12 protein-coding genes and 1 pseudogene are annotated in these 13,094 nt (G+C 64.3%); 9 read left to right on the top strand and 4 right to left on the bottom strand.

Annotation, left to right across the window (positions count from 1 at the left end; genetic code table 11):
* Positions 1-116: 116 nt before the first annotated feature.
* The 8 genes from HP547_RS05825 to HP547_RS05790 all read left to right on the top strand — a co-directional run bounded on the left by HP547_RS05825 (position 117) and on the right by HP547_RS05790 (position 6,239).
* Positions 117-1,469: a 3-oxoacyl-ACP reductase gene (locus tag HP547_RS05825; RefSeq protein WP_172285718.1), complete on the top strand. Its 1,353-nt coding sequence runs from the start codon at positions 117-119 to the stop codon at positions 1,467-1,469.
* 2 nt (positions 1,470-1,471) lie between these two features.
* Positions 1,472-2,323, top strand: a complete 852-nt coding sequence (locus HP547_RS05820) for a MaoC/PaaZ C-terminal domain-containing protein (RefSeq protein ID WP_172233572.1) — start codon at positions 1,472-1,474, stop codon at positions 2,321-2,323.
* 54 nt (positions 2,324-2,377) lie between these two features.
* Positions 2,378-2,683 carry a MazG-like family protein gene (locus HP547_RS05815; protein ID WP_172230121.1) on the top strand — a complete coding sequence of 102 codons (306 nt, stop codon included), beginning with the start codon at positions 2,378-2,380 and terminating at the stop codon, positions 2,681-2,683.
* On the top strand, positions 2,680-3,429 hold the full coding sequence (locus tag HP547_RS05810; protein WP_172230124.1) for a methyltransferase domain-containing protein: 750 nt from the start codon (positions 2,680-2,682) through the stop codon (positions 3,427-3,429). The genes HP547_RS05815 and HP547_RS05810 overlap by 4 nt, the downstream gene beginning before the upstream one ends.
* 21 nt (positions 3,430-3,450) lie before the next feature.
* The gene (locus HP547_RS05805; RefSeq protein ID WP_172230127.1) at positions 3,451-4,086 is read left to right on the top strand and encodes a DUF4136 domain-containing protein; all 636 of its coding nucleotides are present in this window, start codon (positions 3,451-3,453) and stop codon (positions 4,084-4,086) included.
* Positions 4,087-4,105: 19 nt separating this feature from the next.
* Positions 4,106-4,675, top strand: coding sequence for a DUF4136 domain-containing protein (locus HP547_RS05800; RefSeq protein WP_172230130.1), 570 nt, complete (start codon positions 4,106-4,108; stop codon positions 4,673-4,675).
* A 197-nt stretch (positions 4,676-4,872) separates the two neighbouring features.
* Positions 4,873-5,343 (top strand): prepilin peptidase, encoded by a 471-nt coding sequence (locus HP547_RS05795; RefSeq protein WP_172285717.1) that lies wholly within the window; start codon positions 4,873-4,875, stop codon positions 5,341-5,343.
* A gap of 119 nt (positions 5,344-5,462) precedes the next feature.
* The gene (locus HP547_RS05790; protein WP_372242863.1) at positions 5,463-6,239 is read left to right on the top strand and encodes a response regulator; all 777 of its coding nucleotides are present in this window, start codon (positions 5,463-5,465) and stop codon (positions 6,237-6,239) included.
* 87 nt (positions 6,240-6,326) lie between these two features.
* Here HP547_RS05790 and HP547_RS05785 read toward each other — a convergent pair whose 3' ends face one another.
* From HP547_RS05785 to pbpC, 3 genes are all read right to left on the bottom strand, one after another.
* Positions 6,327-7,991 carry a ShlB/FhaC/HecB family hemolysin secretion/activation protein gene (locus HP547_RS05785; RefSeq protein ID WP_172285715.1) on the bottom strand — a complete coding sequence of 555 codons (1,665 nt, stop codon included), beginning with the start codon at positions 7,989-7,991 and terminating at the stop codon, positions 6,327-6,329.
* A 167-nt stretch (positions 7,992-8,158) separates the two neighbouring features.
* A complete protein-coding gene (locus tag HP547_RS05780; protein WP_172285714.1) occupies positions 8,159-8,911 on the bottom strand; it encodes an RHS repeat-associated core domain-containing protein in 753 nt (250 codons plus the stop codon).
* Positions 8,912-9,020: 109 nt separating this feature from the next.
* Positions 9,021-11,375, bottom strand: a complete 2,355-nt coding sequence (gene pbpC, locus HP547_RS05775; RefSeq protein ID WP_172285713.1) for a peptidoglycan glycosyltransferase PbpC — start codon at positions 11,373-11,375, stop codon at positions 9,021-9,023.
* Between the two features lie 77 nt (positions 11,376-11,452).
* Between pbpC and HP547_RS05770 the strand changes: the two genes are divergently transcribed.
* Complete coding sequence (locus HP547_RS05770; RefSeq protein ID WP_172228263.1) at positions 11,453-11,746, top strand: hypothetical protein; 294 nt, start codon at positions 11,453-11,455, stop codon at positions 11,744-11,746.
* A gap of 125 nt (positions 11,747-11,871) precedes the next feature.
* Here the strand turns inward: HP547_RS05770 and HP547_RS05765 are convergent.
* Positions 11,872-13,094: pseudogene (locus HP547_RS05765) on the bottom strand (alpha-2-macroglobulin family protein); the annotation flags it as partial.

Here is a 13,094-nt window from a genome sequence, read left to right as displayed (position 1 = left end):
GTTGGTTCCTCCAGAAACAATTTGACCCGTTACAGCCTAGGTGTTTTTGCCACGATTCGAACGTGTCGACACAAACTTGGTCCACACTTTCAAGCCTGCCTTGCGGAGACCACTCAATGAGCGATCGTTATCTCGACTTTGCCAACTCCAACCTCGGGCGCCGGCTGGTGGATGCCTTGGGCCTGCCAGCACCCGCACCGCTGGAGCGCTGGCAGTCAGGTCGCCTGCGCCCGGTGGAAGGCGCCCTGGTGTTGGGTGGCGGACCACTGGCGGGCAAAGTGCAAGCCATCGCAGCGCGCCTGACCGACGAGCTTTACAGCTTCAATGCCGACAACCTGCAGGCCGAGGCCTGGGTCGCCGGCCTGGGGCCGAAGATCAAGGCCGTGGTATTCGATGCCAGTCATCTGTCCGACAGCGATGCGCTCAAGCAGTTGCGCGAGTTTTTCCAGCCACTGCTGCGCAGCCTCGCCCCCTGTGCCCATGTGGTGGTGCTGGGGCGGGCCCCGGAAAGCCTCGACAACCCGTTGGCCAGCGTCGCCCAGCGTGCCCTCGAAGGCTTCAGCCGCTCGCTGGCCAAGGAGCTGCGCAATGGCGCGACTGCACAGTTGCTGTATGTCAGCCCCGGCGCGGAAGACCAGCTGGAAGGTGCGCTGCGGTTCTTCCTGTCACCGAAAAGCGCCTTTGTTTCTGGCCAGGTGTTACGCCTGGAGGCCTGCGCCAGCCAGGTCGAAGACTGGACCCGGCCACTGGCTGGCCGTCGCGCCCTGGTCACAGGCGCTGCACGCGGTATCGGTGCAGCCATCGCCGAGACCCTGGCCCGGGACGGCGCCGACGTGCTGCTGCTCGATGTCCCGCAAGCCAGCCAGGACCTCGACGCCCTCGCTGCACGCCTGGGCGGCAAAGCGCTGGCGCTGGATATCTGCGCCAGCGACGCGGCAACACAGCTGCTCGCAGCCTTGCCAGAGGGCATCGACATCGTGGTGCATAACGCCGGCATTACCCGCGACAAGACCTTGGCCAACATGACCCCCGAATACTGGGACGCGGTGCTGGCGGTCAACCTCAAGGCGCCGCAGGTACTGACCCAGGCGCTGCATGACAACGGCGCCTTGGGGGAAGATGCCCGCATCACCCTGCTGGCCTCGGTGAGCGGCATCGCCGGCAACCGCGGGCAGGCCAACTATGCCGCCAGCAAGGCCGGCCTGATTGGCCTGGCCCAGGCCTGGGCGCCCAGGCTTGCCGAACGGGGTGGCAGCATCAATGCCGTGGCGCCCGGCTTCATCGAATCGCACATGACGGCGGCAATGCCCATGGGCCTGCGCGAAGCCGGCAGGCGCTTGAGTACCCTGGGCCAGGGTGGCCGCCCGCAGGACGTCGCCGAAGCCATCGCCTGGCTCAGCCAGCCAGGCTCCGGGGCGGTCAATGGCCAGGTGCTGCGCGTATGTGGCCAGGCACTGATGGGGGCGTAAGCATGGACCGACAATGGCACGACCTGCACAGCCCCGCTTCGCGCGCCAGCCTGTACCTGCGTGCAGCGAGCAAGCGCAAGATCAGCGGCGAGCAACTTCCGCAGGATGGCCTGCGTTGCTTCATCCGGGTTCAGCCGGACAACCTCGGCGCCTATCGGCGGCTCTGCCACTTCCCCGACAACGGGCGGCTGCCGGGTACTTATCCACACATCATGGCCTTCACCCTGCAGCTGCAGTTGATGACTGGCCAAGGCTTCCCTTTCCCGCTGCTGGGCCTGGTGCACCTGCACAACCGCATCGAAGTGCTGCGCCCGCTTGGCGGTGTCGAGGGGCTGCGCTTTGCGGTGTACGCGAATAATCTACAGCCCCATGCCAAGGGCGGCACCTTCGACCTGGTCACCGAGGCTGAAGACAGCATCGGCCTGCTGTGGCGCGAGACCAGCCGCATGCTGGTGCGCGGGCTGAAGCTCGAAGGGGCAACAGCAGAGCCTGCCGAGGGTGAGCCAGCATCACTGCCCGAGGCCACCCGCTGGTACGCCGACAGTGACATCGGTCGGCGCTATGCCAAGGTCTGCGGGGACTACAACCCTATCCACCTCAGCGCCGCCAGTGCGCGGCTGTTCGGCTTCCCTACGGCCATCGCCCATGGCATGTGGAGCAAGGCCATGGCCCTGGCAGCGTTGAACGGGCATCTGCCGCACAGTGGCTATGCCTTCGAAGTGGATTTCCGCAAGCCGGTGCGACTGCCGTCAGAGGTAGTGCTCAGCGCCACCGAGGCGGGGCCTTCGGGTCAGTTACGGCTGGATGGGCATGGCGGCGTGCTGCACATGGTCGGGCGCTGGGATCGGCTTTAGGCGCTTGCTTTGCATCGGGCCTGGGCAGAAGCTATGCAGCATTAGGAGAACCCGATGAACCTGCAAGAACTCACCCAACGCCTGCACCAGATCCGCGACACCAACGACTGGAGAGGTTTCCACAGCCCGAAGAACCTGGCCATGGCCGCCAGCGTCGAAATGGCCGAGCTGGTGGAAATCTTCCAGTGGCTGAGCGAGGACCAGTCGCGCCAGCTGCCAGCCGACCAGCTTGCCCACGCCGGCCAGGAAGTCGGCGATATAGTGCTCTACCTGTTGCTGCTGTGCAGCGAACTGGGCCTGGACATGGACCAGGTGGTGCGGGCCAAGCTGGCCGATAGCGAAAGGCGCTTCGCCCGATGAACGACCGTCACTTCGATGAACTGGCCACCCGCTTCGCCGAGAAGATCTACGGCGGTGCCAAGGGCGCCATCCGCCTGGCCGTGCTGCAGGCCGACCTGGCCGAGGCCCTGCCCGACCGCCCACTGCGCATCCTCGATATCGGCGCCGGGCTGGGCCATATGGCCCTGTGGCTGGCCCAGCGCGGCCATCAGCTGACCTTGGCCGAACCTGCCGCGCCGATGCTCGACGGCGCGCGGGCGCGCTTTGCCGAAGCCGGCCAACCGGCCACCTTCATTCAGGCCCCCTGGCAGGACCTGCTCGGCCTGCTCACCGAGCCCTACGACCTGGTGCTGTGCCACGCCGTGCTCGAATGGCTGGCCGAACCCGAAAGCATCCTGCCTGTGCTGCACCAGCTCACGGCCGCCAACGGCTGGTTGTCACTGGCGTTCTACAACCGCGACGCACTGGTCTACCGCAACCTGCTCAAAGGCCACTTCCGTAAGTTGCGCAGCAACCGGCTGGAAGGTGAAAAGCAGAGCCTGACCCCACAGAAACCGCTTGATCCACGTGAACTCAAGGCGCAACTTGATCCTATGTGGCAGGTCGAAAGCGAGAGCGGCGTACGCGTGTTCCACGACTACATGCCCAAGGAATTCCAGGGCAAGGCCGAACTACTCGACCTGCTGGAAATGGAACTCGCCTATCGTCGCCACCCCAGCTTCGCCGGCCTTGGCCGCTACCTGCACTGGGTCTGCCGCCCGCGTTGACCCGCCCGCCGGGAGGAATTAATGCCGTACCGTCTTTTGTGCCTGGCCCTGCTGCCGCTTGCCCTGGCTGGCTGCCAGGGCAGCAACCCGTATGTGGCCAGCAGCCGCCCGCTGCCCCCGGCCCCGGCCCAGGCGGCCAGCACCTTCGATGCCAGTGCCTACCCGGCGCCCTCTCGTGATTACGGTCAGTACCGCAGCTGGAGCTGGCGCAGTGGCCAGCTACCCAGCGGCTCGGCTAATGCCGACCCGGCACAGCTGGCCGATGCCGTAAGCGGCGCGCTCGACCAGCATGGCCTGCGCCCCGCCCGGGGGGGTGCCGGCGATTTGCTGGTCAGCGCCGACATTCGCCTGGAAAAGCGCTTGCGCCAGGTGCGTGACTACGACTCATACGACCCCTACTACGGCCCATCCCCGTATGGCGGTGTCGGTTACGGCGGCTATCGGCATGGCTACGGGGGTTACGCCAGCGTGCCCATCGTGCGCACCTACGAGGTGGAGGTGATGGTGGTGCGCATCGACCTGTTCGACGCCCGCAACGGCCAGCCGGTCTGGAGCGCCAGCGCCGAAAGCGGCAGCGACAAGGACTCGCCGCGCGACCGCGAAAGTGCCCTGCGCGATTCTGTGCACAAGGCGCTCAGCGGCTATCCTCCCAGTTAACGCTTAACGGAGAACCATCATGTTGCGCCGTCTCGTTCTACTGTCATTCGCGTTGTTGCTGGCTGCCTGCTCAAGCAACAACGTTCAGCAGGATTTCGATGCCAGCCGCGATTTCGCCGCCTACCGCAGCTGGGCGTGGCAGGAGCCGGGCCTGCAGTATCGCCCTGACGACCCGCGGATCAAGAGCGACCTGACCGAGCAGCGCATCCGCCAGGCCGTTGCCGACCAGCTCGACCAGCGTGGCCTGCGCCCGGTGCAGGGCGGCGGGCGGCCTGACCTGATGGTGCGCTCTTACCTGATCGTCGAACAGCGCCAGCAGCAGATCACCACCAACTACGGCGGTGGCTGGGGTGGTTACTGGGGCGGCTATTGGGGCGGTCCGATGTATAACGAGACGCGCAGTGTCGATTACAAGGTCGCCACCATCCAGATCGATATGTTCGATGGCCGCGACGGCAAGCTGGTGTGGCGCGGCAGTGCCGAACAGATCATGAACAATTATCCGCCCAGCCCGGAGGAACGCAACAGCGCCATCCAGAGCACCGTGGCCAAGGTGCTGGGCAACTACCCACCAGGGAGCAAGAAATAGCCCTGTAATTCGCTCCTGGCTGATTCGTAGCCCCTGTGGGGGGCGGGTTCAGGCATGTGACAACTACGACAAAATTCATTCCAGGCACGCCTTTTAGCCTTTCCAGCCCACTCGCCTGCCGGTTCCCGTCTATCTTCACTTAAGGAAACCTGACTGACCGGGTAGAAGTGTTCAACATTGGGAAAGGCGAACTGCCCATGCAAAGCATCGTTCTCCTGCTGTGGCTTGCCTTGTGCTCCGAACAGGATGTGCGTCAACGCCAGATCTCCAACCTCCTGACCGTGGGTGTGGCCACCTGCGCCCTGGTCTGGCTGTTTGCCACTGGCCGCACCTGGATCGGCGCCGATGCCAGTGATGCCGGGTGGGCGCTGGCCATCGTCATGCTGCTGACGTTGCCTGGCTACATGCTGGGCCGCTTCGGCGCCGACGACGTCAAGCTGATGGGCGCCCTGGCCCTGGCCACCAGCCCGCAATATGTGCTGGGTACGTTCATCGGGGCCGGGGTCAGCGTGCTGCTGTGGCTGCTCACCCGACGGCGCCTGTGGACCCTGCTCAACCCCAAGGTGAAGAAGCGTTTGCAGGCGCTGACCGAGGAGATGGGGGACAAGCAGGCGTTCGTGCCTTATGTGCTCGCGGGCTTTCTTCTGACAGCCGTATGGATCCAATGAGCTTCACTGCGGTCCGATCTGTTGTACATACCTTGTACATAATCGCTCAGAGCGACTACTTTTATACTGCCAGAGCGTCTGGCCCGGGAGCAGGGCCGTATACGAACAGGGAGTTGATCGTGTCCAGACCAGTGAGTGAAGTGAAGGTGTTGGTCGTTGATGACCAGCCGGTCATTGTCGAACAACTGTGTGAATTCCTCGAAACCAAGGGCTACGCGACCGTATCGGCCCATTCTACTGACGAAGCCATCGAACGTTATGTGGCAGACCCGACCATTGGCCTGGTCATCTGCGATCTGCACATGCCGGATCGGGACGGGATAGACCTGGTACGCGCGCTCAAGCAAGTCGACGGCAGCCAGCGCATGTTCGAGGCCATCATGCTTACCGGACGTGCCGAGAAGCAGGACGTGATCCGCGCGCTACGCGAAGGGTTTGCCGATTATTACCAGAAACCGATGGACCTTGATGAGTTGCTGGAGGGTGTGCGCCAGCAGGAAGAAGCGTTGCTGAAGCGTCAGCGCAACTTCCGCGACCTGGGCGGGTTGAACCAGCGCCTGCAAGACCTGGCCGACTCTGTGGACGAGCTGTATCAGGACCTGGAAAGAGCCCGTGGCCAAGGTGTTAACCGACGTGCCAGTGATGTCGAAGAGCCTGAAAGCGAGCTGCCTGCGGCGTTCGAGAAGCTGTCGCCGCGGCAATTGGAGGTCGCACGCCTGGTCAGCAAGGGCAAGACCAATTACCAGATCGCCTGTGAGCTGGGCATTACCGAAAACACGGTGAAACTGTATGTGTCGCAGGTGTTGCGCCTGACCCACATGCATAACCGTACCCAGCTGGCACTGGCGCTGACGCCGAGTTCATCGCCGGTGCATCAGCGGTTCACCACCCATTGATGTTTGGCAAGTTGCGTTCGCGCTGACAGGTGTTTGCCCTGATGCGATCCCTGTTGGGGGCTGGCCTGCCGCCGATGGCAGCCCCCCCTACAGCTGAACCCCAACACTCAAGCTCACCCGTGGCCCGCGGTCCAGGCTATCCAGCGCCACATCCGCCAGAGGCTTCGCCACCTCCAGCGTCACATTGAAAAAGCGCCTGTCTCCAACCCGCACCCCAAGCCCCACCGAAGCCAGATGGGCATCCTGCACCGCCCCCCGGTGATGCCAGGCCTGCGCCGCATCTACCAGAGCATAGGGCTGCACCAGCGCCAGCCAGCTACCTCGCAGGCTGTAGTTCAACTCGTAAGCCACCCCCCACCCCTTGTCCCCGTCTGCCTGGTCACGTGGATAACCGCGCCCGAAACTCTGCCCGCCAAACCCCGCACGCTCGCTGTCGGGCAGCCGGTCATCACTCCAGTACAACGCCCCGGACACCACCCCCTGCCAATTATCGAACAGCAGGTCGCTCTGCAACCCCGAAAGCCGCAGCCGCAAAAAATCCAGATCGTAATCGGCATCGCTGCGCCCGCCCAGGTAATCCAGGCCCTGATACACACCAGCACTGACGATACGCAAACGCCCCCCTTGCGCCTCGCGCCAGTCGCCTTCGAACGACAGTGCACGTACATAGGTGTCGTACTTCCCTGATGATGGCGGACCTTCCCCCTGGTCCTCAAGATGCTCGCTGACCGAATACAAATGCCCCTGCAGCGCCATCCACTCCCCTGGCCTGACAATTACCGGCTGGCGCAAGCCAATCTCGAAACGCTCGCTGTCGCGCTTGCGCAAGATGTCCAGGCCATCGTCCAGGCGAATACGCGTGCCAGGCTCGCTGCGGTAGCGTGAAGCCGACAGCAGCAGCTGGCTGCCGGCGGCGTCCAGGTACTGGCTGTAGTCCAGGCGCTGGTAATGGACATGGTCATCTCCAGCGGGCAGCAGCAGGCTGGCGGTAAGTTGTTCGGCAAAGCGGGTCTGGGCATTGCTGGTGGCTGTGAACAGCGCCTGCGCAGCTTCACGGTTTGACTGCGCGAAGGTAACACCAGCGCCAAACGGCTTGCGCCGCGCGTGCACAGTCAGCCGGGCAGCACCATCAACGGCCTGTGCCACGGCCAGTTCGGCATCTATCGCCACACCGGGAATGCGCTGGGCCAGCCCCACATAGCGCTCCAGCGTTTCCTGGGTCAACGGGCGCTCTGCCTCAAGCTGCACCAGCAGTTGCTGCAGATAATCGCTGGCCGGGCCAATATCGCCGTCCACGCGGTAGTCCCGGATATAACCTTCTACCAGCACCACATTGATGCGCCCGTCGGCCACATCCTGTGGCGGCAGGTAGGCATAAGAAACCGGATAGCCCGCCTGCCGATAGCGCTGGGTCAGGCGCCGGGTGTATTGCTGCAGTTCGCCAAGAGTGATCTCGCGCCCGATCAGCGGCTGATAGTGCTCGCGCAGGTCGCTCAAGGAGAACACCGTGCCGCCCTCGAAGCGCACCTTGTGCAGCACCAGCCGCGTCTCTACAGGTGCCCAGGCATGGCGATGGTCGTCCGCCATGGCTAGCCGCGGGCTCGAGCTGACAGGGCGATAGGCATCCGTGGGCAGGTTGGTACTGGGCAGGCGACGTTCGTATTCATGGCTGTCGAAGAACACCGGCAACGGCCCGGCCTGGGCCACAAGCGCCCAGGGCAGCAACAGCAGGGGCACGGCCAGTGGACGCATAGGGCGCTCCATGTTCCCTTGAATTGCGGGCGCCAGCCGCTCACGCCCGTCACCTGCTAGCGTAGGTGCTGGCCCGGCTGCCGTCGAACGCCTGATCGCTGAGCCGGAACGCCACCCGCGCTGTATCCCCGCTTTCAGGTTTCGTCATGGCGTGCAGAAACACGGGTTTACACTGGACGGGTTGGCATGTCTCTCACGCTACCCCTTATGTGAAGCATCACGCTCTGACGGCTCTCTGCCGGGAAGCTACGCATGAACAGTCCGTCGTCTTTCACGGAGAAATGAACAAACCCGCCCGATAATTGTGTGTCGACGATTGCCTGCGTCACCTCCAACGCGACAGCATCACCCAAGCGCCCCCAGTTGAAGCGATCTGCTTTCGCCATTACCTCGGCTTGGGCTGTTATATGAATACTGTCTTGAAGGCCGTCCTCTATAATCCAGGCCTTCAAGTACTCAGTAAACTTGGTAGCTTGGCCATGCAGGGTCTCAGGATGCAGCGCTAGCGAGGACTGGGCATTTCTCAAAGGGGTACTGCCGACAGACGGCCGGGATAGCCGCGGCAAAGAGCTGGAGCGCTTGACCCTTCCTCGATTCCTTCCTGAAATATCAAGGTAGTTGACAGGATCACCGGCACAGTAGGCGTATGCATTCACTCCCCCCTCGGCAAACGGGCTTTGCTGATCAGGTGAGGCGAAGCGGAAAATACCGGGATGGTAGAGGCGATGCCCATTACCCAGGAGGTAACCATTAAGCGGTCGGTGATGCAGTTGGCCGACAAATCTGACTTCCTCTTGGACGCTACCCCCAGCGCTTTCATGACCATATGGTGTATAGACCAAAGACACTGCGATGCTGTGCGGGTTGCCAATAGGTATGGCGCTTTCAGCGTCAGATTCCGCTGACTTCATAGCATTCATAGACTAGATAGCCATCAGGAGAGTTTCACGCCTGACATTAATGTTTACAGAGGCCGTGAACAACTGTCAGAAATACTGGCTGTCGGGCGCTCGCCAGTAATACACGGCATCACTCGCTGACCTGCAACATCACCCGCGCCGTCTCGCCGCTTTCATCCAGTGCACTAAGCTCGGCCTGCCCGACCTGCGGCAAGCGCAGCAGCAAGCTGTCTTGCCCCTGGGTTTCCCCCAATGGCTGGCCATTGAGGAACCACCAGCGCCGCCCGCCACCGCCCAGGGCCGACACATGCAACTGCAGCGGCTCGCTGCTGGTGACCGGGCGACGCAAGTTGTCGCCCGGGCGCACGCCGACGATTGACAGCGGTGGCGCGCTGGCCGTCACTTGCGCTGGGCAGGCCGGGTCGATGGCCGGCAGCCGTGCCGCGCGCCGCTCGACCCGGGGCAGCCAAGGCTCAAGCGGCGCCGGCCAAAGGGCGATATCGCGGGCCTTGGCACCCGGGCAACTACCATCCACGCGCAGCCCCTGGTCGTTGACCCACACACTTTCGCGCAAACCCAGCCCCAAGGGCTGGTCGGCGGCCTGCAGGGTCGGCGGTGTGGTGCCGTCCAGGGTCCAGGCAAAGCGCTGACGTCGGCAGTTGGGGTCCTTCCTGCTCATCGGCTGGCCCAAAGGCCAACAGATCGCCGCCACCCCGACATTTGCCGGCACCCGTTCGACCGGCACACTGATGCCACGCTGGCTGTCACGGTTGCTCAGCAGGTCGTGCACCTGCAGCATCAGCGGCGCCGCCGAAGCCAGGCCGAACTGGCCGGGCACCGGCGTGCCGTCGGGGCGGCCGATCCATACGCCGATCAGGTAGCGCGGGCCAACGCCAATCGACCAGGCATCGCGAAAGCCGTAACTGGTGCCGGTCTTCCAGGCCAGTTGCGGGCGCTGCACCAACTCGGCATGCGGGTCACGGTCCGGGCGGGCCTGCCCACTGAGGATGCGCCGGATGATCCACGCCGCCCCTGGCGACAGCAGGCGGCGTTCGACCAGCGGGTCCTGCGGTTGCAGGCGCACCCGGGCACTGTTGCCACCCCGTGCCAGCGCCGCATACCCGCCAACCAGTTCCTCCAGCCGGCTACCGGCGCCGCCAAGGATCAGCGACAGGTTGGGCTCGGCCAACGGCGGGAGTATCAGCGGCATGCCCGCCATGCGCAGTTGCGCGGCAAAGCGTTTGGGGCCGTAAGCTTCCAGCAATTGCACCGCCGGCAGGTTGAGCGACAGCGCCAAGGCCGAACTGGCCGAAACCGGCCCGCTGAAACCCATCGAGAAATTGCCGGGGCGGTAGTCGCCGTAGCGCCGTGGCACATCCTGCAACAACGATTCGGAATGGATCAGGCCATCATCCAGCGCCATGCCGTAGAGGAAGGGCTTGAGGGTCGAGCCGGGCGAGCGCAATGAACGCACCATGTCCACATGCCCGAAGCGGCGTTCGTCAGCCAGGTCTATAGAGCCGAGATAGGCACGCACCGCCATGGTCTGCGCCTCGACCACCACAATGGCTGCGGACGTGCGCTCTGGCAGACGTGCGCGCCAACCCAGCATCAAGTCTTCAAGGCGTCGCTGCAGCGCGGCATCGAGCGTGGTGCGGATCAGCGGCGGGCTGTCGGCGCTGTTCAGGCGCCGGGCCAGCAACGGCGCCAGGGCCGGTTCCTGGCGGGGCGCCAGCACCAGAGGTTCCTCGGCGGCCTCGCGGATTTGCTGTTCAGGCCACACCTGGTATTCGGCCAGGCGCTGCAGCACCTTGTCCCGGGCGCGCTGGGCGCGCTCGGGATGACGGTCGGGGCGCAGGCGGCTGGGCGCCTGGGGCAGTACCGCCAGCAGCGCCGCTTCGGCGGGGCTAAGGTGCATGGGCGACTTGCCCAAGTATGCCCAGCTGGCCGCCGCAACACCCTGCAAGGTACCGCCGAAGGGCGCACGGTTCAGGTATATCTGCAGGATGTCACGTTTGGACAAATGCCATTCCAGCTGCGCCGTACGCCACAGCTGCCGCAGTTTCCCGGCCAGGGTACGGTCATGCGGGTCGAGCAGGCGCGCCACCTGCATCGACAGCGTGCTGCCGCCCGACACCACACGCCCGCCCCGCAGGTTCAGCCAGGCAGCGCGTGCCAGCGCGAACGGGTTGACCCCCGGATGGCTGTAGAACCAGCGGTCCTCGTAGGTCAGCAAGGCCTGCAGGTACAACGGCGAAACCTGGTCAGGGCTCACCGGGTAGCGCCAGACACCCTCGGCATCGGCAAAGCGCCACAGTGGCGTACCGTCCTCGGCCAGCACCACCCGGGCCAGGTCGTCGCCCGGCAGTGGCAGCGGCCAGATACGGTCGGCCAGCCAGACCAGGCCGAACAGCACCAGCATGCCGATCGCCATGGCGCGCAACAGCTTGCCCGCACGGGTGCGTGGCCGCGCTAAGCTTGGCATCGGGAACCGACCTGGCCAGCGAATGGCCAAAGGCTTGGGAACGGCAGACTCGCCGATTCGTTCATCAGGAAGCAACTATGCATGTAGAAGGTTTTTTCGAGTGGCTGGGCCAGGCACTGGGGTCGTTGATCCGCATCATCGTCGACGCTTTGAGCGGGCTATTCAACCTGCTGGCCAATGCCGGTGGCAATTTCATCGACGGCCTGGCGCGCACCTTGGGCATGGACACCTCGCTGGTCAGCATCCTGGCCCTGATCATCGGCCTGATGCTGCTGTACTCGGCCATCCGCGCGTTCATGCGCGCCTCGATCATCCTTGGGATCATCTGGCTGGTGCTGGGACTGTGGGTGATGAGCTGGGTGATTCACTGAAAGCCGAAGCGACATCTTTTGTATGAGCAGCCTTGTGCTGCGAAGAGGCCGGTACTGCTAGCTCCCTTTTCATGGGGCTTACCGGCCTCTTCGCAGCACGAGGCTGCTCATGTGCAGCTTTCGCCTTAGCGGGCCTTGACGGTCATCTCCCCTTGCCCATCCCCCACCGCCTGCAGGTTCGGCCGGTACATCGACTCGACCTGCGGCGGCGGCACGCGGTACGTGCCCGGGGTCACCGCCCGCGCCAGGTACAGCAGGTGGGTGGTGCCGTAGCCGTCGAGTTTCAGCGCGGCGACGTAACGGTCATCACGGTATTCCTGGTGCACCACGCTGGCGTTCTGCATCGACTCGCGCCATTCCTTCACCGCGCTGCTGGCGTTATCCAGGCTGGCGGCACTTTGTGCCAGGTTCTGGTTTTCCAGCTCCAGGCCTGCCGGCAGCAGGTCCACCACCAGCGCATCCGGCACACGCTCTTCGGCCTTGAGTGCCAGGTGCACCAGTACCAGGTCGCCACTGCGCAGGTTGTGCAGGTCCAGCGGTTGGCCATTCATGCCCAGATACTCACGACGGATCTGCAGCCCGTTGCCGCCGGCCGCAGGCGCCTGGCGTGGGTAACCGGACAAGGTCAGTTGCTGGTACAACGTTTCGCTGCCCTGGTTCTGCACACTTAGCGGCGAGGCCAGCAAAGGGCCTTCCAGCTTCATGCCAGCCTCGGCATTGTTGAACTCGCGCACCTCGCCAGCGCTGTCCAGGCGGGCCTGCCACTTGCCTTCGGGCTTGCCCAGCAGGCCGCGCCCGGCAAGGAACAGGGCGTTGCGCTCCTGGGTCGACAGCCAGCGGTTGGCCGCCAGTTCATCCGACAAGGCGAACAGGCGCTGATCGACCTGGCTGCTGGCCAGGTTGCTCTCCTGCAGCAGCGCCAGAATCAGCGCCTGGTCGCGCAGCGCACTGCCGTAGTCGGCCATCCAGCCTTTGCCGCGGCTGATACCCAAGCCAGCCTGCAACGCCTGTTCGGCACGCGGCTTGTCACCCATCTTGTCCAGCGCCACCGCCAGCTGCACCAGCGGCAGGCCAGAGCGGGCGTCGGCGCGGCGCTCGAACAGGCCACGCAGGGCGCCCAGCGGCGCCTGCTGGCTGCGCGACAGCACCAGCGCCGCATAGGCCTGCACGGCAAAGCGGGTATGGTCGGCGTTTTCGCTGTAGTCAACTTCGATCAGGTTACGCTCCTGCAGGTAGCGCAGCAGGCGCTCGCTGGCCTTCTTCAGCGCTTCGGCCGGCACGCCATAACCCTGCTCCCGGGCACGCAGGAGGAAATCGGTGACGTAGGCGGTCAGCCAGTACTCTTCTT

Source organism: Pseudomonas sp. CM27, from assembly GCF_013179515.1.
In the GTDB taxonomy this organism is placed as follows: Bacteria; Pseudomonadota; Gammaproteobacteria; order Pseudomonadales; family Pseudomonadaceae; genus Aquipseudomonas.
The sequence above is the reverse complement of the archived record's forward strand: the minus strand, read 5'-3'. Positions and strand labels throughout refer to the sequence as shown.